A 26,441-nucleotide genomic window follows, 5' to 3' on the forward strand; every position below is an offset into this window, starting at 1 on the left:
GGTTGGAGTACAAATATAGACATTTATTTGTAATAATACAACATACTTATTATTCTATATAATTTTCCTATAGCATCTACTATAATAAACCTAAAGAAGCTGATTTCTTAGACAGAAATCAGCCTCTTTTACAGTGTATATATTAAAATTACTCTACCTCACTATAATCGAGTACATTCTTACGATTGGCAAGAATACGGTCATATTCTTCCTTCGAACCAACAATAATCTTTTCGAATTCACGCTGACCAGTACCAGCAGGAATCAAGTGACCACAAATCACATTTTCCTTCATACCTTCCAATCTATCAACCTTACCATTAATAGCAGCTTCATTCAAAACTTTCGTTGTTTCCTGGAATGATGCAGCAGACATGAAACTCGAAGTTCCCAAAGCGGCACGGGTGATACCTTGCAAAATCTGGGTAGATGTAGCAGGAATAGCATCACGTACCTCAACAGGCTTCAAGTCACGACGTTTCAACATACTGTTCTCATCACGCAACTTACGAGCAGTAACAATCTGACCCGGCTGCAAATTCTGAGAATCACCAGCGTCAACAACTACTTTCTTGCCCCAAATACGATCGTTTTCTTCCATAAACTCTTGCTTATCCACTACCTGCTGTTCCAAGAAGCGAGTATCGCCCGGCTCATCGATTTCTACCTTACGCATCATTTGACGAACAATAATCTCAAAGTGTTTGTCGTTAATCTTCACACCCTGCAAACGGTAAACGTCTTGCACTTCATTTACGATGTATTCCTGTACAGCCGTGGGACCTTTAATGGCCAAAATGTCAGCAGGAGTAATCGCACCGTCAGACAGCGGAGTTCCGGCACGAACGTAGTCATTCTCCTGAACCAATATTTGTTTAGACAGATTCACCAAATACTTTTTCACTTCACCTGTCTTAGATGTGACAATAATTTCACGGTTACCACGCTTAATCTTACCCATAGTAATTTCACCGTCTATTTCAGAAACGACAGCAGGATTAGATGGATTACGAGCCTCAAACAGCTCTGTAACACGAGGAAGACCACCGGTGATATCACCAGCCTTGCCTACAGCACGAGGAATCTTCACAATAATGTCACCAGCTTTCACTGCCTGACCGTTTTCAACCACAACATGCCCCCCCACGGGTAAGTTATAAGTACGGATCAAATTACCATCCTCGGTTACAATATGGGCAGAAGGTACTTTTGTCTTATCCTTAGACTCGATAATGATAATTTCACGCAGACCGGTAGCTTCATCAGACTCTACCTTATAAGTTACGTTTTCAACCACACTCTCGAATTCAATCTTACCAGTAGCCTCTGTGATGATAACAGCGTTGAACGGATCCCACTTAGCAATCAGTTTTCCTTTCTCAACAATATCACCGTCCGCAGCATATAATTTTGAACCATAAGGCACGTTATGAGTTGACAGGATAATTCCTGTATTCACATCGATAAAGCGGACTTCAGCCAAACGACCGACTACCACTTTCACAGCCTCACCCATTTCATCAACCGTATCTACCGTACGTAATTCTTCGAATTCCAAACGTGCATTATTCTTGGCGACAATGCTTGCATTAGCAGCCATATTACCTGCGATACCACCGGCGTGGAATGTACGCAATGTCAACTGTGTACCCGGCTCACCAATAGATTGAGCAGCGATTACACCGACTGCTTCACCTTTCTGAACCATACGACTGGATGCCAAGTTACGTCCATAACACTTAGCGCATACCCCTTTCTTAGATTCACAAGTTAATACCGAACGGATTTCAACGCTTTCAATCGGAGAATCCTCGATTTCCTGCGCAATATCCTCTGTAATCTCCTCTCCACCGGCTACAATCAGTTTACCAGTAGTAGGATGGACGATATCATGTACAGAAACACGTCCTAGAATACGTTCGTACAAAGTAGCAATAACTTCATCGTTATTCTTCAAGGCCGTACAAACCAAACCACGAAGTGTTCCACAGTCTTCTTCATTAATAATCACATCATGCGACACGTCTACCAGACGACGGGTCAAGTATCCCGCATCAGCAGTCTTCAACGCAGTATCCGCCAAACCTTTACGAGCACCGTGGGTAGAAATAAAATACTCTAACACAGACAAACCTTCTTTAAAGTTTGAAAGAATAGGGTTTTCAATAATCTGTGCGCCTTCAGCACCGGCTTTCTGCGGTTTCGCCATCAAACCACGCATACCAGACAACTGACGAATCTGCTCTTTAGAACCACGGGCCCCGGAGTCAAGCATCATAAATACTGAATTGAAGCCTTGGTCATCATTCTTAATCGTCTTGTAAAGTATATCAGACAGGTCACTGTTCACGTGAGTCCATGTATCGATAACCTGGTTATAACGTTCATTGTCAGTAATGAAACCCATGTTATAGTTCATCATAATCTGTTCCACTTCCTCATTACCACGTTTTACCAGTTCTTCTTTTTCTTTCGGGATAATAATATCACCCAAGTTAAATGACAGACCACCCTTGAACGCCATATAGTAACCTAAGTTCTTAATACCATCCAAGAATTCACAAGCACGTGCAACACCGACAGCTTTGATAACATCACTAATGATATCTCGCAAAGACTTTTTGGAAATAATGGTATTCAAGTACCCCACTTCCGCCGGAACGATTTCATTTACAATCACACGCCCTACGGAGGTTTCTTTCATCATCACATCTACGATTTTGCCATCTTTGTCCAAGTCCTTCACCACTACGTTGACGATAGCATGAATATCCACTTTACCTTCATTATAAGCAATCAAAGCCTCTTCCGGACCGTAGAAAGTCAAGCCTTCACCTTTAGCCCCTTTTCTCAACTTGGTAATATAATACAAACCAAGTACCATATCCTGTGCAGGCACAGTAATAGGAGCACCATTAGCAGGGTTCAGAATGTTATGAGCCTGAAGCATCAACATCTGTGCTTCCAGAATCGCATCATTACTCAAAGGCAAGTGAACCGCCATCTGGTCACCATCGAAGTCGGCATTGAACGCTGTACAAGCCAATGGGTGCAACTGAATAGCTTTACCTTCAATCATATGCGGTTGGAAAGCCTGAATACCCAAACGGTGCAGAGTCGGCGCACGGTTCAGCAATACAGGATGACCTTTCATGACATGTTCCAAGATATCCCAGATCACAGGCTCCTTGCGGTCTACAATCTTCTTTGCAGATTTTACAGTCTTCACAATACCACGTTCAATCAACTTACGGATGATAAACGGCTTGTAAAGCTCTGCAGCCATCAGTTTAGGAATACCACATTCACCCATCTTCAATTCAGGACCAACAACGATTACCGAACGAGCAGAGTAGTCAACACGCTTACCCAGCAAGTTCTGACGGAAACGTCCTTGCTTACCCTTCAAGCTATCGGACAGTGATTTCAATGGACGATTAGCGTCAGTCTTCACTGCACTTGATTTACGTGAGTTATCGAACAAGGAATCGACAGCCTCCTGCAACATACGTTTTTCGTTACGCAAAATCACTTCGGGAGCCTTGATTTCAATCAGTCTCTTCAAACGGTTGTTACGGATAATCACACGGCGATACAAGTCATTCAAGTCAGAGGTAGCAAAACGGCCACCATCCAACGGAACCAATGGACGCAGTTCAGGAGGAATAACCGGCACAATACGTACAATCATCCATTCAGGTTTATTACGTCCGCGAGATGCACGGAACGATTCAACTACCTGCAGACGCTTCAAAGCCTCATTCTTACGTTGCTGCGAAGAATCATTACTTGCTTTATGACGTAATTCATAAGATAAAGCATCCAAATCCAAAGTTGAGAGCAGATCATAAATAGCTTCTGCCCCCATCTTAGCAATAAACTTATTCGGATCTGTATCTTCCAAATATTGGTTTTCTTTAGGAAGTGTATCCAAGATATCCAAATACTCTTCTTCAGAAAGCAAATCATATTTATTAATGCCATCTTCAGCCTTCACACCCGGCTGAATAACCACATAACGTTCATAATATACAATAGCGTCTAGTTTCTTTGTAGGCAGCCCCAACAAATAACCGATCTTGTTCGGCAATGAACGAAAATACCAAATATGCGCTACAGGCACAACTAACTGAATATGTCCCATACGTTCACGACGGACCTTCTTTTCAGTCACTTCAACGCCACATCGGTCACAAACAATACCTTTATAACGGATACGTTTGTACTTACCGCAATGACATTCGTAATCTTTCACCGGACCGAAAATACGCTCGCAGAACAAACCATCACGTTCCGGTTTGTAAGTACGGTAGTTGATCGTTTCAGGCTTCAACACCTCACCGCTCGAATTCTCAAGGATTTCTTCGGGTGAAGCCAAGCCAATTGAGATTTTCGAGAAATTACTCTTTATCTTAGTTTCTTTTCTAAAAGCCATACTTCCTTATTTATAATGTAAAGAGTTATATTTTTTTATTATTCAAGGTTGATACTCAAGCCAAGACCTCTCAGTTCGTGTAACAATACATTCAGAGATTCGGGGATACCCGGAGTTGGCATAGGTTCACCTTTCACAATAGCTTCGTAAGCCTTTGAGCGTCCTACAACGTCATCAGACTTAATGGTCAGAATTTCCTGTAAGATATGTGCTGCGCCGAATGCTTCAAGCGCCCAAACTTCCATTTCTCCGAAACGCTGACCACCGAACTGTGCCTTACCACCAAGCGGCTGCTGAGTAATAAGGGAGTACGGACCGATAGAACGGGCATGCATCTTATCTTCAACCATGTGCCCTAGTTTCAACATATAAGTTACACCCACTGTTGCAGGTTGGTCAAAGCGTTCACCTGTACCACCATCACAAAGATAAGTCTTACAATAACGAGGCAATCCAGCTTTATCTGTCCATTCATTTAAATCATCCATAGAAGCACCATCAAAAATAGGAGTAGCAAATTTCACACCCAACTCTTTTCCGGCACGACCTAATACGGCTTCGAAAATCTGACCAATATTCATACGAGAAGGCACACCCAACGGATTCAATACGATATCTACTGGAGTACCATCTGCTAAGAACGGCATATCTTCCTGACGAACCACACGAGAAACAATACCCTTGTTACCGTGACGTCCCGCCATCTTATCACCTACACCAATCTTACGCTTCTTGGCAATATAAACCTTAGCCATCTGAATAATGCCCGCAGGAAGTTCATCACCGATAGTGATAGCAAACTTCTTACGCTTTAATTCAGCATCCAATTCTTTATATTTCTTCAAATAATTCATCACCAAGTCGCGAATCATATCATTCTTATGAGCATCAGCTGTCCACTTGCTCAACTGGATAATAGTATAATCCAATGATTCCAAATCGCGTTTGGTGAACTTCGCCCCCTTGGCAATAACTTCCGTTCCCAAATAATCTTTCACTCCTTGGGAAACCTTACCATTAGTCAAAACCAATAGTTTCTCAATCAAAATATCTTTCAGTTTTGCTGCCTTTTCTTCGAATTCATCATTCAGTTTAGGCAGAATAGCCTTATCGGCATTCTTCTCACTTCTACTCTTGATAACACGTGAGAACAACTTCTTGTCAATAACGACACCACGTAATGACGGAGAAGCTTTCAATGAAGCATCCTTCACATCACCTGCCTTATCACCGAAAATAGCACGAAGCAATTTTTCTTCCGGAGAAGGATCTGATTCACCTTTCGGAGTAATCTTACCAATCAAGATATCACCCGGTTCGATACGTGCACCTACACGTACAATACCGTTTTCATCCAAATCTTTGGTAGCTTCTTCACTCACATTAGGAATATCAGAAGTTAATTCTTCCATACCGCGTTTCGTTTCGCGGACCTCCAAAATATATTCATCAACGTGTACAGAAGTCAGCAAGTCCTCACGTACAACGCGTTCATTCAATACAATAGCATCCTCGTAATTATAACCTTTCCAAGGCATATAAGCCACCAACAGGTTTTTACCCAATGCAAGCTCACCACCCTGAGTTGAATATCCTTCAGTCAGGATATCACCCTTCTTCACACGTTGGCCCTTATCACAAGTAGGACGAAGGTCAATAGTCATGCTTTGGTTGGTTTTACGGAATTTAGGAATTCTATATTCTTTCAAAGCAGGTTCGAAGCTTACGAATTCCTCATCTTCATTTCTATCGTACAGGATACGGATAGTCGTTGCATCTACATATTCTACAACACCATCACCTTCTGCAGCAATCTGAGTACGAGAGTCTTCAACCAATTGTTTTTCAATACCTGTGCCTACGATAGGAGCTTCTGTACGCAACAAAGGAACTGCCTGGCGCATCATATTCGATCCCATCAATGCACGGTTAGCATCGTCATGTTCCAAGAACGGAATCAAAGAAGCAGCAATAGAAGCGATCTGCTGTGGAGAAACATCCATTAACTCTACTTGGTCAGGAGTAACAACCGGATAATCAGCATCACGGCGGGCTTTTACTTTCTCACGAACAAATTTACCTTCATCATCCAACGGGGCATTACCCTGAGCGATAATCTTATCCTCTTCTTCTTCGGCTGTCAGATATTCAATACCTTCATCAGATATATCCACCTTACCATCAGCTACTTTACGATAAGGAGTTGAAATAAAGCCAAGCTCATTAATCTTAGCATACACACACAAAGAAGAAATCAAACCGATATTCGGACCTTCAGGAGTTTCGATCGGACATAAACGACCATAGTGAGTATAGTGTACGTCACGAACCTCGAAACCGGCACGCTCACGTGACAAACCACCAGGACCTAACGCTGACAAACGACGCTTGTGAGTGATTTCAGCCAACGGATTAGTCTGATCCATGAACTGAGACAAAGCATTTGTACCAAAGAATGAATTGATAACAGAAGAAATTGTCTTTGCATTAATCAAATCAATCGGTGTAAACACTTCATTGTCACGTACGTTCATACGTTCACGTATAGTACGAGACATACGTGCCAAACCAATCGCAAACTGGTTAGACAACTGCTCGCCTACCGTACGTACACGGCGGTTGCTCAAGTGGTCAATATCATCAACATCCGCTTTAGAATTAATCAACTCAATCAGATACTTGATGATTTCAATAATATCTTGTTTTGTCAATACCTTCACATCCATATCCGTAGTCAGACCCAACTTTTTGTTGATTCTATAGCGGCCTACTTCACCAAGGTCATATCTTTTTTCAGAGAAGAACAGGTTGTTGATAACCTCACGGGCACTGGCATCATCAGCCGGGTCTGCATTACGCAACTGGCGGTAGATATAAAGCACAGCCTCTTTTTCAGAGTTACTCGGGTCTTTCTGAAGAGTATTAAATATAATAGAATAGTCGGATGAATTCGCCTCTTCCTTGTGAACAAGGATATTCTGAACGCCTGAATCAATAATTTCATCGATATGCTCCTCTTCAATTACAGTTTCACGGTCGATGATAACCTCATTACGTTCAATAGAAACTACTTCACCAGTGTCTTCATCTACGAAATCTTCTGTCCATGTTTTCAAAACACGAGCAGCGAGTTTTCTTCCTACGACTTTCTTCAAATTAGTCTTGTTAACTTTAACGTCTTCAGCCAAGTTAAAGATTTCGAGGATATCTTTATCATTTTCAAAGCCTACAGCTCTCAGCAGAGTAGTAACAGGCAATTTCTTTTTACGGTCGATATACGCATACATCACATTATTGATGTCTGTTGCGAATTCGATCCATGAACCTTTGAACGGGATAATACGGGCAGAATACAATTTCGTACCGTTAGCATGTACGCTCTGACCAAAGAATACCCCCGGAGAACGATGCAACTGAGAAACGACTACACGTTCTGCACCATTAATTACAAAAGTTCCTTTCGGAGTCATATACGGAATAGGACCCAGATAAACATCCTGAATGACTGTGTCAAAATCTTCATGATCAGGATCAGTACAATACAGCTTCAATTTCGCCTTCAAGGGCACGCTGTATGTGAGGCCACGCTCCAGACACTCGTCTATTGAATAGTGAGGCGGGTCAATGTAATAGTCCAAGAATTCAAGGACAAAGTTATTACGAGTGTCAGCGATAGGGAAGTTTTCAGCAAATACCTTGTACAGCCCGTCATTCTTACGTTTTTCGGGCGGGGTATCCAACTGTAAAAAGTCTTGGAATGACTTCAATTGCACTTCCAAGAAATCCGGATACTTCATCGGATTCTTAATGGAAGCAAAATTAACTCTTTGATTTTCAGTATTTGAAGACATTTGTTAATATTTTGTAGAACTTAATAATAATATAGACACAAAAAGGTTAAGAATCCTCTACCAGAGGATTCCTAACCGTATTACCTGATACTCAGGCTAATATTATTTAAGCTCAACTTCAGCTCCAGCTTCTTCCAAAGTTTTCTTCAGTGATTCAGCTTCGTCTTTAGCCAAGCCTTCTTTTACTGTGCTAGGAGCACCGTCTACCATGTCTTTAGCTTCTTTCAAGCCAAGACCACATGCTTCTTTAACGGCTTTAACAACCTGCAATTTTGCAGCACCAGCGCTCTTCAAAACTACATCAAAAGATGTTTTTTCTTCAGCAGCAGCTGCACCAGCAGCAGGACCAGCAGCAACAGCTACAGCTGCAGCAGCAGGTTCAATACCGTATTCTTCTTTAAGGATAGTTGCAAGTTCATTAACTTCTTTTACTGTCAAGTTAACTAATTGTTCTGCAAAAGCTTTCAAATCTGCCATTTTTGTATGATTTTAATTGTTTGTTACTAATTGATTATAAAATTGATTATTCGGCGCGTTCGCCCAGAGTTTTAAGTACTCCATGAATGGTGTTACCACCTGATTGAAGAGCTGAAATAACATTCTTCGCCGGTGATTGCAACAATGCAATAATGTCAGCGATAACCTCATTCTTACTCTTGATATTGCAGAGAGCATCCAGTTGATCTGCACCTACATAGAAACCTTCTTCGGCATAAGCTGCCTTCAATGCAGGAATGTCCTCTTTGTATTCTTTCAACAACTTTGCAGGAGCGTTAGCTACTTCGCTAAACATTACAGAAGTTGTACCTTTCAAAGAATTGAACAACGGAGAGAAATCAACATCTTCCATGCTCATCAGAGCTTTGTGAAGCAAAGAATTCTTCACAACAACCAGCTTAATACCGGCTTTGAAACATTTTCTTCTCAGTTCACTTGTCTTAGCTGCGTCCATAGCAGTTGTGTCAACCAAGTAAAAATGTCCGTATTGCTTAACGGTTTCAGCCAACTGACCAATAATAACGCCTTTATCTTCCTTTCTCATGATTCCTCCTTATTATTAGTTTTCTTCTACAGTTTTGGGATCAATCTTGACACCCTTACTCATAGTACTTGAAAGATAAATACTCTTAATATAGGTACCCTTAGCTGAGCTTGGTTTCAATTTGATGATAGTAGCGATAAATTCTTTCGCATTATCACGAATCTGATCTGCAGTGAAAGACACCTTACCAATTGAAGTATGAACAATACCGCTCTTATCAACCTTAAAGTCAATCTTACCTTGCTTAACTTCCTTAACAGCCTTAGCTACATCCATAGTTACAGTACCACTCTTAGGATTCGGCATTAATCCACGAGGACCAAGAACACGACCTAAAGCACCGATCTTACCCATGATAGACGGCATTGTAATGATTACATCAATATCAGTCCATCCACCTTTGATCTTTTCAATATATTCATCAAGACCAACATAGTCAGCGCCAGCTTCTCTTGCAGCAGCTTCAGCATCAGGTGTACACAGAACCAAAACACGTACTTGCTTACCTGTTCCGTGAGGCAGCGAAACTACACCACGAACCATCTGGTTAGCTTTACGAGGGTCTACACCTAAACGTACGTCAATATCTAATGAAGCATCAAATTTAGAAAAAGTAATATCTTTAACTAACTGTGCAGCTTCTTTCAGTGAGTATGCTTTCCCTGCTTCAATTTTTTCTGCAGCCAACTTTTGATTTTTTGTCAGTTTACCCATTATAATTGAAGTTTATTAGTTATTACCCGGGAATTCCCCTTTTACAGCGATACCCATACTTCTAGCTGTACCAGCTACCATAGTCATAGCAGACTCGATAGTGAAGCAGTTCAAGTCAACCATTTTGTCCTGAGCAATCGTACGAACTTGTTCCCATGTAATTTCGGCAACTTTCTTACGATTAGGCTCAGCAGAACCACTCTTAATCTTAGCCAATTCAAGCAATTGAATAGCTACGGGAGGAGTCTTGATAACAAAATCAAAAGACTTATCTGCGTAGTAGGTAATGATTACAGGTAAAATTTTACCTGCTTTGTCCTGGGTTCTGGCATTGAATTGCTTGCAAAATTCCATGATATTAATACCCTTAGAACCCAAAGCAGGTCCAACGGGAGGTGATGGATTTGCAGCGCCTCCTTTAATCTGTAATTTGATTAGTCCAGCAACTTCTTTAGCCATTTTGTTTCTAATTTTTATATATTAATTATAGCGAAAGTCCAATGCACGTAACAGAATGCATTATTCTTTCTCGACATCCATAAAGCCAAGTTCCAGCGGAGTTTTACGTCCGAAGATCTTAACCATAACCTTCAACTTCCGTTTTTCGGTGTTCACTTCTTCAATGAGACCACTGAAGCCACTGAACGGTCCAACGGTAACTTTCACTGTTTCGCCTACGGTATAAGGTACATTAAGTTCCTCACCACTTTCCTGAAGTTCATCCACCGTACCAAGTATACGATTCACTTCCGATTGTCTCAAAGGAACCGGATTTTCGGAACCTCCCAAGAAGCCGATTACATTCGGAGTGTTTCTCAAATGATGAGCAACTTCACCGACCAAAGCGGCCTCGACTAAAACGTATCCGGGAAGATAACTTCTTTCTTTCACAATTTTCTTACCATTGCGAACCTGATACACTTTCTCGGTAGGAATCAACACCTGAGACACATACTCGCTAAGGTCACTGTTCTTAATGTCAGCATCAAGATATTCTTTAACCTTGCTTTCTTTTCCACTAACAGCACGTAATACGTACCACTTTTTTTCAATCTCAGACATTTTATTCAATTAATTAGTGCGGATAGATAATATCCTCCATTACAAACTGGAAGACTGAATCCATAAGAAAAACGACTAACGCAATGAGTAGGGAAGCATATAAAACAACCACTGCGCTACTAGAAAGTTCTTTACGAGTCGGCCATGATACTTTATGGACTAATTCGTCGTAAGATTCTTTACAATAATTTGCTACTTTCTGAAACATATTCTTTCAAGTTTAGCACGGGAGGAGAGGTTCGAACTCCCGACACCCGGTTTTGGAGACCGGTGCTCTACCAACTGAGCTACTCCCGTAAAAATCAGTTCCCGAAGCCTTACGACCGAGAACTGATCATATATATTTATCCAAGTGTTAGTCAAGAAGTTCTGTTATCTGTCCAGCACCTACAGTACGTCCACCTTCGCGGATAGCGAAACGCAAACCTACATTCAATGCAACCGGGTAAATCAACTCAACTGTAATAGTTACGTTATCACCAGGCATTACCATTTCAGTTCCTTCCGGCAAAGTGATTTCACCTGTACAGTCCATTGTACGCAAGTAGAACTGAGGACGGTATTTATTGTGGAACGGAGTATGACGGCCACCTTCTTCTTTCTTCAAGATATAAACCTCAGCTTTAAACTTAGAGTGAGCCTTAACCTGACCCGGCTTACACAAAATCATACCGCGTTTGATTTCGTTTTTGTCGATACCACGCAACAACAAACCAACATTATCACCAGCTTCACCTTGATCCAACAATTTACGGAACATTTCAACACCAGTAACAACAGATTTCTTATCTTCACCCAAACCAAGGATTTCAACTTCGTCACCTACATGGATAACACCAGCTTCGATACGACCTGTAGCAACAGTACCACGACCAGTAATAGAGAACACGTCTTCAACAGGCATCAAGAAAGGTTTATCAATATCACGCGGAGGCAATGGAATCCACGTATCAACTGCATCCATCAATTCCATTACTTTCTCTTCCCATTGAGGAACACCATTCAAAGCACCTAATGCAGAACCGCGAATGATAGGAGTATTATCGCCATCGAAATCATAGAATGAAAGCAATTCACGCATTTCCATCTCCACCAATTCCAACATTTCCTCGTCATCAACCATATCACACTTATTCAAGAAAACGACCAAACGAGGTACATTTACCTGACGAGCCAACAGGATATGCTCACGAGTTTGAGGCATCGGGCCATCAGTTGCAGCACAAACAATAATTGCACCATCCATCTGAGCAGCACCCGTAACCATGTTTTTCACATAGTCGGCGTGACCCGGACAGTCAACGTGAGCATAGTGACGATTTGCAGTTTGATATTCTACGTGAGAAGTATTGATAGTAATACCTCTTTCTTTTTCTTCAGGAGCGTTGTCGATAGAATCGAAAGAACGCAATTCTGAAAGACCTTTTTTAGCCAACACAGTAGTGATAGCAGCAGTCAAAGTGGTTTTACCGTGGTCAACGTGACCGATAGTACCAATGTTAACGTGCGGTTTCGAACGTTCAAATTTCTCTTTAGCCATAGCTTTACTTGTTATTTATTTGATTAATAATCAGCAATTACGTTATTAAAGAGCTGTTAACGAGACTTGAACTCGTGACCTCTTCCTTACCAAGGAAGTGCTCTACCACTGAGCTATAACAGCAAAAAAAAGAGCGGAAGACGGGGCTCAAACCCGCGACCCTCAGCTTGGAAGGCTAATGCTCTATCAACTGAGCTACTTCCGCAAAAACCAAAGACCTTTCAAGTCTCAAAAAGTGTGGGCAAAGATGGATTCGAACCACCGAAGTCGAAAGACAGCAGATTTACAGTCTGCCCCATTTGGCCACTCTGGTATTTGCCCAACTTATTTTTCAAAGAACAACTAGCTTCTCAGCACCTTTTCTTGAGCCTCTTGTCGGATTCGAACCAACGACCCCGAGATTACAAATCACGTGCTCTGGCCAACTGAGCTAAAGAGGCTTGTCATACCTAACTTCACAACCATTCCACCTTGGATGGTTAAGCGGCTGCAAAGTTAGATATTTATTTTAAATCTCAAAAACTTTCAGCGATTTTTTTTATTTACCGCGCAGTTTTTCTTTATATTTTGTCAATTGCTTGGAAAGCGCATCTACGCACACATCAACCGACTCTTCAAATGTATCACTCACCTTTTCTGCAAAAAATTCTCCATTAGGCACCAACACTTTCATACTAGCCTCCTTATTCATTGCAGTTTCAGGCTTTACAACTTTTAATGACACCTCCACTTTATTTATATCGTCACAATACTTTTCTAACTTAGCAGTCTTCTTCTGGATAAAATCCTGAAGTCTTTCTGTTGCATCGAAATGAATAGCTTGAATTCTAACTTCCATAAATACCTCCTTTTTTTACGCTCTTGGATGAGCTTGTTCATAAACTTTTTTAAGTTCCTCAAAAGTCGTATGCGTATAGATTTCCGTTGTAGTCAGACTACTATGACCCAGTAATTCTTTTACCGCGCCCAACTCTGCCTCATTATTCAACATAGCAGTTGCAAAAGTATGCCTCAACACATGCGGACTTCTTTTTTTCAGCGATACCACTTTTGAAAGGTTCCGTTTCACTAAAAGATATACCTTTCCAGGATACATCCGTTTTCCGTTCTTTAAAACAAAGAACGCCCCAGCCTTTTCAGGTAACACTTCATTCCTTATCTTCAAATAAACAAACATCGCCCTTCGCAGTTCTTCACCGAAAGGAATCAACCGCTGTTTATTTCTCTTCCCTGTCACTTTTATCAGAGATGCAGAGAAATCGACATCCACGTCATTCAGCCCTATTAACTCGGAAAGCCGCATGCCTGTAGCATAAAACATTTCCAATACCATTCTATCCCGACAACCTGTAAAATCCTCCTTAAAAGGAACATCATCCAAAAGTCGGTCCATTTCACGTTCTTTCAGAAATACAGGAAGAGGCTTCTTGTTTTTCGGACCAATGATTTTCAACATCGGATCCTCCCCTATCACACCTTTCTTTAGAAGGAAACGATAAAACGATCGGAGTGAACTCAGTTTCCGATTTACAGAAGCAGATGTATATCCGTCCTCTATCAGGTTCATCACCCAACCACGAACCAAATCAGCATCTACCGTTGTAAAATCGACATTCTCATCTTTTCCCCTGATGTATTCTTCAAACTTAATCAGATCTATTCCATAACTAACTATTGTTTTCTCAGAATAGTTTCTTTCAAACCGAAGATAATCCAAAAAAGAGTCTGTCATCATAAGAAACGTCGCTTATCAATTCAGCAACGAATATATGAAAAAGAATTCAATTATTCAAAGAATGTGCGAGTTTTTAATTATTCTTCTACTTGCTGAAGTTTCTGAACATAGATAGCACGTTCTCTTTTCAGCCTGTTCAATACAGACGGCTTGTCAAACTGCTGTCTAGCTCTTAGTTCTTTTACAACACCTGTTTTCTCAAATTTTCTTTTGAACTTCTTCAGCGCTTTTTCAATGTTTTCGCCTTCTTTTACTGGTACTACAATCATTGTTTTTAATTATTAAATATGTTGTTATTAATATTTTCAGATAGTCAAATTGCGGCGCAAAATTACACATACTTTCTTTATTTACAAAACTTTCCGCAATTATTTATTTAAAATAATCTAGAAATCGTATCTTTGCTTTCCAGTACAAACCATTATAAACCTATTAAAATGAAATCGGAAATTATAAATAGAATAGTTAGTCTGCGCAATTTCATGCGTAAACACAAGCTTTCAGCCTTTATTATCCCCAGTACGGACCCCCACTCGGGAGAGTATATCCCCAAACATTGGGAAGCACGTAAATGGATATCAGGTTTCACAGGTTCGGCAGGTACAGTTGTCGTAACGCTGGATAAAGCCGGACTTTGGACAGATTCACGCTATTTTCTTCAAGCGACCGCACAATTGGAAAACACAGGCATTACTTTATTCAAAGAACGATTACCGGAAACTCCTTCCATTGTAGAGTGGTTGGGCTGTGTATTGAATTCAGAAGATAATGTGGGTATAGACGGTTGGGTTAACAGCTATCAAGAAACAAGCAACTTACAGAAAGAATTAGAAAAAAAACAGATACACTTAACCCTTACTCCCGATCCATTCAATGAATTATGGACAGACCGGCCTGCATTGCCCGACAACAAAGTTTTTATACATGAATTGAAATATGCCGGTCTCAGTTGCAAGGATAAAATCACTCAAATACAAGAAGCCACCCGTCGTAACAGTTGCACAGGCATTCTAATTTCTGCACTGGATGAAGTGGCATGGACTCTAAACTTGCGGGGAAGTGACGTACACTGCAATCCGGTTTTTGTGAGTTACCTTCTCATCACGGAATATAGTTCCACCTTATATATAATAGAGAATAAACTGTCAGATGAAGTAAAAGACTATCTAGCAGAAAACGGAGTTACAGTGAAACCTTATTCAACAATTGAAAAAGATTTAAAAGATTTTACCGGCAAACTCCTGTTGTCAGCTAGTATCAATGCAGCCATTCATGCAGCAGCCTGCACCCATTCTTTAATAGAAATAGCTCCTTCACCTGTACTTTTTTTAAAAGCGGTAAAGAATGAGACGGAAATAGAAGGCTTCCATCGCGCTATGAAACGCGACGGAATAGCCATGGTTAAATTTCTCCGCTGGCTGAAAACAGCTGTTTCTACTGGAAATGAAACTGAAATAAGTATAGATAAGAAATTATACGAATTCCGTGCCGGACAAGACTACTTCAATGGTATCAGTTTTGACACCATTGCCGGATATAAAGATCATGGCGCTATTGTTCACTATGAAGCAAGCCCCGAAACCGATATCCCCTTAAAACCTGAAGGTATGCTGCTGCTGGACAGTGGAGCACAATATTTGGACGGAACAACTGATATTACCCGTACCATCGTTTTAGGAGCGCTCACGAAAGAAGAAAAAACGGATTACACATTAGTCTTAAAAGGATTTATCCAACTCTCAATGGCTCAATTTCCACATGGAACTTGCGGAACACAACTAGATGCGCTGGCCCGCCTCCCTATGTGGAAAGCCGGAATCAACTACCTGCATGGAACAGGCCACGGTGTAGGTTGTTTCCTGAATGTACACGAAGGTCCTCACCAATTCCGCATGAACCACATGCCAGCCTTACTTGTTCCAGGCATGACAGTAACCAACGAGCCCGGTATATATAAAGCCGGCCGTCATGGAGTACGTACGGAAAATACCATGTTAATTGTTCCGTCACAAGAGACAGAATTCGGTACTTACTATAAATTCGAACCACTTACCCTCTGCCCTATTGACAAAGAAGCCATCCTAACAGATATGCTGAGCGATGAAGAAATAACATGGTTCAACCAATATCATGAAAAAGTTTACAATTGTTTGAGCCCGGAATTGAACAACGAGGAACGCGAGTGGTTAAAAGAAGTAACATCTCCTTTAAAACGGTAGAAATTAATTATGGCACTTATAAAATCAGTAAGAGGATTCACTCCAAAAATCGGCGAAAACTGTTATTTAGCCGATAATGCCACTATTATTGGTGATGTTGTAATCGGAAAAGATTGCAGCATTTGGTTTAACGCCGTATTACGCGGCGATGTTAATGCTATCCGCATAGGCAACCGCGTAAATATCCAGGATGGCAGTGTAGTACACACACTATATCAAAAATCAGTTGTAGAAATCGGGAATGATGTTTCTGTAGGACATAATGTAACCATACATGGCGCGACTATAAAAGACGGCGCTCTGATTGGAATGGGCTCTACCGTACTAGACCACGCTGTCATAGGTGAAGGAGCTATTGTAGCTGCTGGAGCACTAGTACTCAGTAACACCGTCATCGAACCTGGAAGCCTATGGGCAGGAGTTCCAGCCAAATTCGTCAAAAAAATTCCCGAGGCACAGAGCAAAGAGCTCAATCAGAAAATTGCCAATGGATATTTAATGTATGCTTCCTGGTTTAAGGAGGAAGAAAAATAATTCTACATATAAAGAAAAGTTAGTATTCATTTAAAATGATTGATTATGAAAAAAATTATTATTGCAGCATGCATGACGCTTTTAAGTTTTAGTTCTGTTTTTGCACAAAAAGGAAAGCAAGCTATTGGTGGTAATCTAAGTTATGGAACTGAAATAGAGAGTATTGGTCTTGGTCTGAAATATCAATATAATATTACTGATCAAATCAGAATCGAGCCATCTATGAATTACTTTTTTAAAAATGACGGACTTAGCATGTTTGACATCAATGCAAATATCCACTACCTTTTTCCCATAGCAAGCAATGTAAGTTTATATCCATTAGCAGGATTTACATACACTAACTGGCATTTGGATTTAGGAAAAGTAGGCGATTACGATGTCAGTGGAAGTGATGGAAAATTCGGAGTTAATTTAGGGGCAGGCATGGAGTTTACCTTAGATAAAAGCTGGAGTCTAAACCTCGACATTAAATACCAATTAATTAGCGATTTAGATCAAGCAGTATTCAATCTTGGCGTAGCCTATAATTTCTAATTAATAACCAGAGAAGGATAAAAGTGCTTTTAAATGCACCTTTATCCTTCTTCACCTTACAAAGAACAAACCTGCTCTACCTATTTTTACACTAACTTACAAATATGGCACACTATGAATAAAATACGACTACTCACAAAAGATGAGCTCCCAAAAGCTATCGAACTATCCTGGCAAGTTTTCACCATTACCAGCAAAGAAGATTTCAACGATGAGGGATTAGAATTTTTCAAAAGCTTTATTTATAACGAAAAATATATAGACGAAATCACATTTTACGGTAGTTTTAACAATAAAGTCCTAACAGGCATTTTAGGTATAAAAAATAATGGTAAACATATCTCCTTATTTTTTATCAAGCCTGAATATCACAGGCAAGGATTAGGGAAAACCCTTTTCCACTACGTCTTCGCCCTTCATCCTTCCATTGAAACCACGGTTAATTCTTCTACTTACGCCATTCCTTTCTACCAGAGTCTGGGATTTGCTGTCGTAGGAGAAAAACAAAATTACCACGGACTCTGCAGCACCCCCATGAGACGCTATCATGCTGTATTTGTACAAAAGCAAAAGTACACACTACGTACCTGGCAAACAGAAGACGCTCATTCATTAGTTCAAGAACTGAATAACAAAAAGATTTGGGACAATTGCCGCAATGTATTCCCCCACCCTTACAGGCTGGAACATGCAGAAACCTTTATTGACCTCATCAAGAAAAAAGAAGGTATTCATGATTTTTGTATTGAAGTCAATGGAAAAGCCGTAGGTAATATCGGATTTATACCCGGCACAGATGTGGAATGCTTCAATGCCGAAGTAGGGTATGTTATCGGAGAAAAATATTGGAACCAAGGTATTGTAACCGACGCATTACAAGAAGCCATCTACCATTACTTCACTTATACGAATACAATACGTATATTCGCACTTGTCTTTGAGCACAACTTTCCTTCCATGCGAGTATTAGAAAAGGCCGGCTTCAACAAAGTCGGGATAATGACAAAATCCATTTTCAAGAATGGTCATTTCACCAATGCCCATCTTTTCGAGTTGCTTAAAAACACTTAATGTTCAAAAAATGCCAAAAGAACTTACAATGAATGTTATATTACACATATTCATCCTTTGTCCGAAAGACATAACCCCACTCCTTTCACAGTCTTTATCTGTATCCGTTCATCATCAGCAAACAGTTTTCTAAGTCGAGTAACAAAAACATCGAGACTACGTGATGCAAAAAAATCATCCTCCGTATCCCATAGTCTTGAAAGAATAACATCCCGTCTTACTAGTTCATTTTTCTTTTTACAAAGCATCTGAAGCAGTTTCGCTTCGCGTTCCGTCATTGTCTTTTGTACACACGACGAACACTTTAATACTGCATGAACAGCATCAAATGTATAATTTTCACCAATCTGATAAACCTCACTTTCATTAGCAGCTCCCATTCCCTGCTTCATTTTCAACAAGGCACCAATATGCGCATCCAGTTCTTCCGCCAAAAAAGGTTTCTTAATATAATTATTCACTCCCAGTTCATAACCTTTCACCACATCTTTAGGCGAAACTCTACCCGAGGTAAAAACAATGGGAATAAATCCATCCGTTTCCCGGATACGACGTACCATTTCATAACCATCCATAACAGGCATCTCAATGTCTGAAATAATGATATCGGGATGTTGCTCCTTCCATATCCTCAGCCCTTCCTCGCCATTGGAAGCAGTCATCACCTCGTATCCACCTATCATATCCTCCAATCCACCACGGATAATGTAACAAAGATTAGTATCATCTTCTACCAACAACAGTTTTATCATATCATCTTCCTTCTTTAAAAAACATTTATACCCTCTCCTCACTCGGCAAAAAAAGAAGAAATTCACTATACTCCCCTTCAATGCTTTCCACACACACTTTTCCACCATGCGCCTCGGCCACGCGGAAAACATAATTCAAACCCAGTCCGAAACCTGACGCACCACCTTTACGGCTGCGGTCGGCAGCCGAAGCACGTTCGTATTTCTCGAAGATACGGCTCTGATCCTTCAACGGAATACCCATGCCGTTATCTCTTACCTTTATCAAATAAAAGTTATGGTCCTGGCGCAAGGATGAAATCTGTATTTCCACCTCTTCACCTGAATATTTTATAGAATTGTCTACCAAATTACCAATAGCTTCTTTCAAGAATTCTTCATCAGCATATACCCATTCTGATTCCAAACGAAGAGAGAAATGTACAGGTTTATCTGCCTTAGCAGTATATTTCTCAATGAGGTCCTCTAACATCGGACGGAGTTGTACCTCCTCTTTCCAAAGCCTCAATTGAGCATTTTCCAATTTTGACAGCGTCAGCACCTTGTTGGTCAGTGACAATAAATGTTCACTCTCGTCCTCCAATATCTGAAAATGCTTCTCACGTTTATCTGGATAAATATCCAACTTTCCTGATTTCAACATTCGGGTCCCCATCAAGATACAGGCAAGAGGAGTCTTCATCTCATGAATCATGGCGTATGAGAAATCCTCACGCATTCTAGCTATTTTATTCTGATGGGCAATAATACGAATCTGATAAACAAGACAATAGACAATCATTGCCATCATCAAGACAGTAGCAATGAGAAGCAAGGTCATCTGTTGGAAAATAATCCAATAAGGATTAACAATAAAAGCCTGAAGATTCTCCGTGCGTTTATAATTGATAGGTTGTAATCCGGTTTTCAACAAACCATAATCCCCCACCTGTATGGAACGGGAGCTTCTAAGAATATTCCCCAGCGAATCTGTCACACAGGTTATTACCTCTGCATCCAATCCTTCGGCAGCAAGACCTGTCCGATAAATAGAATCTAAACTTGACAAAGAAACAGACAATTTATAATCCCTCTTGACAATCTCTTGCATGGAAACCTGCATATTGGACATCAACCATTGGTTCACATTTTCATCAACCCTGTCATCCTTAAAAAGATCATAATCTTCATCCAAGCTTATTCTAACCATAATGGAAGTATCTCTGTCCTTATACTTCTTTTGCAAAGAATCTTGATATACTTCCATGCGATAAAACACCTCACGCATCGTTGCATCTCTAAATACTTCATTGCTTCTGAACTGTATACTTTCCTTAGTTAGCTTATAAGTATTTACAAGCCAAACGTACTGCAAACTGATGATTGCCAACAGTCCAATACAAGCCACCCAACGAATATGTTTGATTGTCATACACTTATATCCTATCCATACTTTGTTAACGTAATGTTAACCTGCTATTAACCAGGTAAGGAAAAAAGTCTCCCTACTTTTGTTTCGTCAAAGTTAAAGAAAATATTAAAAACAAATAGATATGAAAAAGCAAAATTTTATCATCACATCGCTATTTTTATTTTGGATTATAGGAACAACCGCTGCACAAACCATTACCGGAAAGGTTATAAACATCCATGCACAAGCCATTGACGGTGCAACCGTCATCCTACAAACCATTGATTCTACTTTCGTGGACGCCGTAATCACAGATACCACCGGTTGCTTTAGGTTCAACCGGCAACCAGCATCTTATCGGCTGATTTTCCAACACATCATGTACGAAACCCTCTTATTGACAACTACAGGAGAAGACACAGGCACGATTACCCTGAAAAGTAAAGATTATGCCCTGGACGAAGTTATCGTCAAAGGGGAACGCCCTCTTGTAAAAGTGGAAGAAGGAAAATTATCGTATGATCTGTCACAACTCACCACACATAGAATCGTGAACAATGCTTATGAAATCCTTCAGCAATTACCCGGTGTACAAGAAATAAACGGCAACCTTTCATTGGCAGGCGCACACAATCTGAGCATTATTCTAAACGGAAGACCCACAACAATGAGTCACGAACAGTTAGCCATTTTATTAAAAAACACTCCGGCTTCACGTGTAGAAAAGGTAGAAGTTATGTATAGCACACCGCCGCAATATCATATAAGAGGTGCTGCCATCAACTTACTTTTGAAAGTTTATCGTCCGGAAGAAAGCGGGTTGCAAGGAGAAGTTAATGCCGGATATCTATACAATTACAGAAATGGCACACAAGGAGGAATCAGCCTACTTTACACCACTCCTAAATGGAATATAGACTTGCTATATAATACCCATTATGAACAAAACAGACAAACTACAGATACGTACTCACACCACACCTTAAAAAATAATGTATATGATATCTGTCAACACAATAACATTGACAGAAAAGGAATAACACATTATGTACGGACAGGCGCTGAATATAAATTCAATGGTAGTGCTCATATCAATTTGGCCTATACCGGTATCTTCAACCCTAACAACGATAATCATTCGTATTCCGACGGGAACATCACAACCGCAGACAATCGGACAAAAAAGGAGGCTCAAATGCACAATCTCGCTTTAGATTATCTCTCTGGCTTCGGTATGAAAGCTGGAATAAATTATACCTCCTACCATTCCGAAAGTCATCAGCAATTCACCAACAAAGACAACAAAAAACAAACAAGCGAATTTCATACGACTAGCGGACAAATAATAGACCGCTGGAAAATATACGTAGACCAGTCACACACACTACCACGAGAGTGGACCTTGAATTATGGCACCTCTTTGACTTATGCCAGTGACCATAATACTCAGTTCTATCATACCCAAAACGGAACAGATATGAGCGAACTTAACACAGACAATCGTTATAACGAATATACATATGACTTCTATGTCGGATTCAGCAAAAATATGGGAGAACGTTTGTCTTTCAGCGCATCCATAACCGGAGAATACTACAAAACGGCCCGTTATCATGCATGGGCGGCTTATCCTACAGCCGAATTAACATACGTAATGACCCCAGCGCATATTTTACAACTTGCATTCACTTCAGATAAAACCTATCCCAGCTACTGGGATCTGAGCGAAAGTACCGGCTATATAAGTGGTTATGAAGAAGTACAAGGCAATCCAATGTTAAAGCCATCCACCGACTATTCCGTAAATCTGAATTATATTTTAAAGAACAAGTATATCTTCAGCCTAGCTTATGACTATGAGCCCGATTTATTTCAGCAACTGGCTTATCAGAGTACGGAACGCCTGACATTGATTTACAAGACCCTGAACTGGGATTATCAGCAAAGTTTTTCAGCCACTGCCATCATTCCCTTCAAAATAGGCCATTGGCTGGACAGCCGTGCCACACTACAAGCAGAATACAGGCAGGCGAAATGTGATAAATTCTTCGACCTTTCTTTCAACCACAGCAAATGGATTGGATTGGGAATGTTACAGAATAACCTAACGCTGTCTACCCAACCGGACATACGCATGGAACTGACCGGACTTTATTTAAGCCCATCCATTCAGGGAAATTATGATTTAAGCAATGTATGGGCCATCCATGCCGGGTTGCGATGGAATTTTGCCAACCAAAAGGCGAGTCTTCAACTGAAAGCCACTGATCTGTTCAATTCAATGCAAGGAGATATAGATGTAACACTGCGCAATAAAGGGCAGTATATGGACATGCACATCAACAGTTATTCACGCAACGTAACTTTATCCTTTACTTACAAGTTCGGAGGCTATAAAGAAAAACAGCATAAACCAATAGACACTTCCCGATTCAAATAAAGCATCATCAATAGTATCATAACACAGTAATAAGGGGCAGATTCGTACATCCGCCCCTCATTCGATTATTTCATAACAGAAAGTATCTTACTATATTCAGACTGATTATTCAATGTCTCAATAGCTTTTTTCAGATCAGGATCATCTTTCAAGCGTTGCAGTATCGCGCCACGTTGGAAATAGTAACGTTTCAAAATCTCCTGAGCAATAGCATCTTTTATCTCTTTCGAGAACCTGTCCAACTCATGATCCAAATTATGCGTCAATTTCGTTTCCAAAGCGGCAAACTCTTCTTTTGCCCCATCCATATATCCTTCAAACTCTGCTATTTCTTTCAAGTTCTTCAGCATCTTCTCACTTTGCCGATCATAAGTAAACTTACGCTTATGTAACATCTTCTTAAAATCAACATAGTCAGCATCTGTTATTGTAAAGTCTTTCACTTCCCCTACCTGAGAATGCTTGATACAATATTGGGTAGCATAATCAAAAATCATATCATCATTAAGCAGATAAAACATAATGTTTGGGAAATTTTCAACTTTCACCTCCACATCCGGACGAATACCGCCACCATCACGCACTTCACGTCCGGCTGCTGTATGGAATACATTGGTCAGGCTGTCCGGAGTACGGGCCACAGACCCGTCAGCATTACGTTTAGCATAATCAATAGCTTGAATGCATCGTCCGCTGGGAATATAATATTTTGCAGTAGTTACTTTCATGCTACTGTTATAAGGCAATTCACGAGGAACCTGTACCAACCCTTTACCATACGTACGGCTTCCTACCACAATAGCCCGGTCAAGGTCCTGCAAGGAACCTGAAACAATCTCGGATGCCGAAGCTGTAGAACCGTCCACTAGCACAGCCAGCGGAATTTCTGTATCTACCGGTTCATTCGTTGTTTTGTAAGTGGTACCAGCTTGTTTAATCTTGCCTTTTGTTACCACAATTTCTTTCCCTTTCGGTACAAAGAAATTCACCACATTCACCGCTTCCCCCAACAAACCACCACCATTGCCACGCAAATCGAGAACAATAGATTTAGCACCTTGCTGTTTCAATTCTATCAATGCCTTCTTTATATCTTTTGAACAATTCTCTATAGCAAAAGTACTGATAACGATATATCCCACATTATTGTCTACTATTCCATAATAAGGTACAGGGTTTGTACGGATGGTAGAACGGGTTATTTTAAATTCCATTGGCACGTAAGTACTATCAGAAGTAGGTCTCTCAACTTTCAACACACAAGTTGTTCCCGGCTCACCACGCAAATTATCACTGACATACGAGGTCAGATCATTGGGAATTCTGTCTCCCTGGAGCATATCTTTTCCATTGATCTCCATGATGATATCACCAGCCTTCAATCCTATTTCGGCTGCAGGGCTTCCTTCGGAAGGTTCAATAATAGCCACACGCTTTCGGGGAGTATAATAACGTATTACCGATCCGATACCGCCAAACTTTCCGCTAGTCATTTCCTTTAGTGTATTATCTTCTTCAGGATAATACTCCGTGTAAGGGTCGGTCTGCGCCAACATAGCATCAATACCATATTTTATCACTTTCTCAGGATCAATAGTATCAACATAAAACATATCCAATTCCTTGAATATCGCATTGAAGATATCCAAGTTTTTTGCTATTTGGAAATTACGGTCATCACCTTTATTAAAACTAAACAAAGCGCCACCTGCCAGGCCCACGCAAATCATTAACAATATTTTCTTACTATTCCACTTCATCACTTTATGTATTTGTGAACCGCAAATTAATACATTATTCTATTCAAGCCTGTAGAAGGACCTCTATATTTAACTTTATTTCGTCCCATTTTTTCTTTGATAAGGTTGTACCCACCACTTGTATCACATTGGATGCTAAAATAGAACCTATAATGGAACACTTCTCCAAAGAATAACCACAAGTCAGCCCATACAGAAAACCTGCTGCATAATAATCTCCCGCACCAGTGGTATCCACGACCTTTTTTACCGGAGGTACCTCTAGTTTGATGCATTCCGTACCTTTCTTTATACATGAACCTTGGGCACCTAGTTTTACTATTACAACACTGCATTTAGAAGCAATTTCATTAATAGCCCCCCAAGCATCCTTGCCTGTATAAGCCTTTGCCTCTTCCTCATTAGCAAAAACAATATCCACGTATTTAGTTATCAAAATATCGAAGAATTCCAGGTCCCCTTCCACAATATTATAACTGGCCATATCCAAACAGATCTGCAATCCAGCCTCTTTGCCTAATTGCATAGCACGAAGAATCAATTCGTGATCCTGTACCAAGTATCCTTCTATATATAGATATGCATATCCCTTAAACATATCCAACGTCAGATTTTCGGCTTTCATAGTGGCAGCAGCTCCCAAATAAGTGCCAAAAGTACGTTCTCCATCCGGTGAAATGAAAGTAGAAGCCACTCCTGTAGGTAAATCACCGGCAAGTAATTTCATGTCAATTCCCTGCTTCAAACCATTTTTTTTAAAATATTGCCCAAAATCATCGTTTCCTATCTTTCCGATAAATCCCGGATGTGCCCCTAGATTAGCTAATGCCAAGACTGTATTTCCCACACTTCCCCCTGTAGCTTTATGCGTTTTCATATCAGAGAATTTACCACTGATTTTCAGAAATTTATCTTCATTTATAAGTTGCATACTTCCTTTGGGCAAACTCATCTCATCTAGTAGCGAATCATCTTGCAAAGTAACAAGAACGTCAACCAATGCATTGCCCATTCCAATTATTTTATCCATTTATCTAAAATTTTTCTGCAAAGATATTGCATATTTCGGAAAAACCTATTATCTTTGCACCGCATTTGAGAGAAAAACCTTCTTCGTTAGCTCAGTCGGTTAGAGCATCTGACTGTTAATCAGAGGGTCCTTGGTTCAAGTCCAAGACGAAGAGCACTTTTAAAGTCAAATGCAATTTTCTTCGTTAGCTCAGTCGGTTAGAGCATCTGACTGTTAATCAGAGGGTCCTTGGTTCAAGTCCAAGACGAAGAGCACAAAGGTTCGCAGATAGCGAGCCTTTTTTATTACTATATATAATAAAAGCCTTCATCACATTCTTTTGTAATTCC

21 protein-coding genes, 7 tRNA genes and 1 pseudogene are annotated in these 26,441 nt (G+C 40.4%); 8 read left to right on the forward strand and 21 right to left on the reverse strand.

From position 1 onward, the window contains the following. Positions 1-148: 148 nt before the first annotated feature. From rpoC to rpsU, 17 genes are all read right to left on the reverse strand, one after another. Entirely contained in the window at positions 149-4,435 is a 4,287-nt protein-coding gene (rpoC, locus tag GKD17_RS20190) for a DNA-directed RNA polymerase subunit beta' (RefSeq protein WP_007838956.1), read from the reverse strand. A gap of 38 nt (positions 4,436-4,473) precedes the next feature. Next, positions 4,474-8,286, reverse strand: coding sequence for a DNA-directed RNA polymerase subunit beta (gene rpoB / locus GKD17_RS20195; RefSeq protein WP_007838957.1), 3,813 nt, complete (start codon positions 8,284-8,286; stop codon positions 4,474-4,476). Positions 8,287-8,388: 102 nt separating this feature from the next. After that, positions 8,389-8,763: a 50S ribosomal protein L7/L12 gene (gene rplL / locus GKD17_RS20200; RefSeq protein ID WP_005844832.1), complete on the reverse strand. Its 375-nt coding sequence runs from the start codon at positions 8,761-8,763 to the stop codon at positions 8,389-8,391. Between the two features lie 46 nt (positions 8,764-8,809). Continuing rightward, positions 8,810-9,328 carry a 50S ribosomal protein L10 gene (gene rplJ, locus GKD17_RS20205; RefSeq protein ID WP_007838958.1) on the reverse strand — a complete coding sequence of 173 codons (519 nt, stop codon included), beginning with the start codon at positions 9,326-9,328 and terminating at the stop codon, positions 8,810-8,812. A 15-nt stretch (positions 9,329-9,343) separates the two neighbouring features. Further along, complete coding sequence (rplA, locus tag GKD17_RS20210) at positions 9,344-10,042, reverse strand: 50S ribosomal protein L1 (protein ID WP_007838960.1); 699 nt, start codon at positions 10,040-10,042, stop codon at positions 9,344-9,346. Positions 10,043-10,057: 15 nt separating this feature from the next. After that, entirely contained in the window at positions 10,058-10,501 is a 444-nt protein-coding gene (gene rplK, locus GKD17_RS20215; RefSeq protein ID WP_005844826.1) for a 50S ribosomal protein L11, read from the reverse strand. Between the two features lie 60 nt (positions 10,502-10,561). Beyond that, positions 10,562-11,104 (reverse strand): transcription termination/antitermination protein NusG, encoded by a 543-nt coding sequence (gene nusG, locus GKD17_RS20220; RefSeq protein ID WP_007838969.1) that lies wholly within the window; start codon positions 11,102-11,104, stop codon positions 10,562-10,564. A 13-nt stretch (positions 11,105-11,117) separates the two neighbouring features. After that, positions 11,118-11,312 carry a preprotein translocase subunit SecE gene (gene secE / locus GKD17_RS20225; protein WP_007838971.1) on the reverse strand — a complete coding sequence of 65 codons (195 nt, stop codon included), beginning with the start codon at positions 11,310-11,312 and terminating at the stop codon, positions 11,118-11,120. A 16-nt stretch (positions 11,313-11,328) separates the two neighbouring features. After that, positions 11,329-11,401: transfer RNA gene (locus GKD17_RS20230), tRNA-Trp, on the reverse strand. Positions 11,402-11,459: 58 nt separating this feature from the next. Continuing rightward, positions 11,460-12,644 (reverse strand): elongation factor Tu, encoded by a 1,185-nt coding sequence (gene tuf / locus GKD17_RS20235; protein WP_007838973.1) that lies wholly within the window; start codon positions 12,642-12,644, stop codon positions 11,460-11,462. 51 nt (positions 12,645-12,695) lie between these two features. After that, positions 12,696-12,767: transfer RNA gene (locus GKD17_RS20240), tRNA-Thr, on the reverse strand. A 9-nt stretch (positions 12,768-12,776) separates the two neighbouring features. Next, a tRNA-Gly gene (locus GKD17_RS20245) sits at positions 12,777-12,849 on the reverse strand. 33 nt (positions 12,850-12,882) lie between these two features. Next, a tRNA-Tyr gene (locus tag GKD17_RS20250) sits at positions 12,883-12,965 on the reverse strand. A gap of 45 nt (positions 12,966-13,010) precedes the next feature. Continuing rightward, positions 13,011-13,084 (reverse strand) — tRNA-Thr (locus GKD17_RS20255). Positions 13,085-13,182: 98 nt separating this feature from the next. Continuing rightward, positions 13,183-13,482, reverse strand: coding sequence for a ribosome hibernation-promoting factor, HPF/YfiA family (hpf, locus tag GKD17_RS20260; protein WP_007838975.1), 300 nt, complete (start codon positions 13,480-13,482; stop codon positions 13,183-13,185). A 15-nt stretch (positions 13,483-13,497) separates the two neighbouring features. Continuing rightward, complete coding sequence (locus tag GKD17_RS20265; RefSeq protein ID WP_007838977.1) at positions 13,498-14,379, reverse strand: tyrosine-type recombinase/integrase; 882 nt, start codon at positions 14,377-14,379, stop codon at positions 13,498-13,500. A gap of 77 nt (positions 14,380-14,456) precedes the next feature. After that, positions 14,457-14,648: a 30S ribosomal protein S21 gene (gene rpsU / locus GKD17_RS20270; RefSeq protein ID WP_005844817.1), complete on the reverse strand. Its 192-nt coding sequence runs from the start codon at positions 14,646-14,648 to the stop codon at positions 14,457-14,459. A 168-nt stretch (positions 14,649-14,816) separates the two neighbouring features. Here rpsU and GKD17_RS20275 point away from each other — a divergent pair, with 168 nt between their 5' ends. The 5 genes and pseudogenes from GKD17_RS20275 to GKD17_RS23650 all read left to right on the forward strand — a co-directional run bounded on the left by GKD17_RS20275 (position 14,817) and on the right by GKD17_RS23650 (position 18,740). Further along, a complete protein-coding gene (locus tag GKD17_RS20275) occupies positions 14,817-16,598 on the forward strand; it encodes an aminopeptidase P family protein (RefSeq protein ID WP_007838981.1) in 1,782 nt (593 codons plus the stop codon). A 9-nt stretch (positions 16,599-16,607) separates the two neighbouring features. Next, positions 16,608-17,132, forward strand: a complete 525-nt coding sequence (locus GKD17_RS20280) for a gamma carbonic anhydrase family protein (RefSeq protein ID WP_007838983.1) — start codon at positions 16,608-16,610, stop codon at positions 17,130-17,132. Between the two features lie 45 nt (positions 17,133-17,177). Continuing rightward, positions 17,178-17,669 (forward strand): outer membrane protein, encoded by a 492-nt coding sequence (locus tag GKD17_RS20285; RefSeq protein ID WP_007838985.1) that lies wholly within the window; start codon positions 17,178-17,180, stop codon positions 17,667-17,669. Between the two features lie 114 nt (positions 17,670-17,783). Beyond that, a pseudogene (locus GKD17_RS23645) lies at positions 17,784-18,152 on the forward strand (GNAT family N-acetyltransferase); the annotation flags it as partial. A 51-nt stretch (positions 18,153-18,203) separates the two neighbouring features. Beyond that, positions 18,204-18,740 carry a GNAT family N-acetyltransferase gene (locus GKD17_RS23650; RefSeq protein ID WP_032936881.1) on the forward strand — a complete coding sequence of 179 codons (537 nt, stop codon included), beginning with the start codon at positions 18,204-18,206 and terminating at the stop codon, positions 18,738-18,740. A 50-nt stretch (positions 18,741-18,790) separates the two neighbouring features. Here GKD17_RS23650 and GKD17_RS20295 read toward each other — a convergent pair whose 3' ends face one another. Continuing rightward, complete coding sequence (locus tag GKD17_RS20295) at positions 18,791-19,492, reverse strand: response regulator transcription factor (protein ID WP_007848306.1); 702 nt, start codon at positions 19,490-19,492, stop codon at positions 18,791-18,793. A gap of 25 nt (positions 19,493-19,517) precedes the next feature. Continuing rightward, positions 19,518-20,903 (reverse strand): sensor histidine kinase, encoded by a 1,386-nt coding sequence (locus GKD17_RS20300; RefSeq protein ID WP_007838992.1) that lies wholly within the window; start codon positions 20,901-20,903, stop codon positions 19,518-19,520. Between the two features lie 121 nt (positions 20,904-21,024). Here GKD17_RS20300 and GKD17_RS20305 point away from each other — a divergent pair, with 121 nt between their 5' ends. Beyond that, positions 21,025-23,322: an outer membrane beta-barrel family protein gene (locus GKD17_RS20305; RefSeq protein WP_007838994.1), complete on the forward strand. Its 2,298-nt coding sequence runs from the start codon at positions 21,025-21,027 to the stop codon at positions 23,320-23,322. Positions 23,323-23,387: 65 nt separating this feature from the next. On the opposite strand, the gene GKD17_RS20310 is transcribed toward GKD17_RS20305, so the two are convergent. Next, positions 23,388-25,082 (reverse strand): S41 family peptidase, encoded by a 1,695-nt coding sequence (locus GKD17_RS20310; RefSeq protein ID WP_007838996.1) that lies wholly within the window; start codon positions 25,080-25,082, stop codon positions 23,388-23,390. 43 nt (positions 25,083-25,125) lie between these two features. After that, positions 25,126-26,112 (reverse strand): adenosine kinase, encoded by a 987-nt coding sequence (locus GKD17_RS20315; RefSeq protein ID WP_007838998.1) that lies wholly within the window; start codon positions 26,110-26,112, stop codon positions 25,126-25,128. An 80-nt stretch (positions 26,113-26,192) separates the two neighbouring features. Between GKD17_RS20315 and GKD17_RS20320 the strand changes: the two genes are divergently transcribed. Both GKD17_RS20320 and GKD17_RS20325 read left to right on the forward strand, forming a co-directional pair. Beyond that, positions 26,193-26,266, forward strand: a tRNA-Asn gene (locus GKD17_RS20320). A gap of 24 nt (positions 26,267-26,290) precedes the next feature. Then, positions 26,291-26,364 (forward strand) — tRNA-Asn (locus GKD17_RS20325). Positions 26,365-26,441: the final 77 nt, after the last annotated feature.

The organism is Phocaeicola dorei, assembly GCF_013009555.1.
Classification (GTDB): domain Bacteria; phylum Bacteroidota; class Bacteroidia; order Bacteroidales; family Bacteroidaceae; genus Phocaeicola; species Phocaeicola dorei.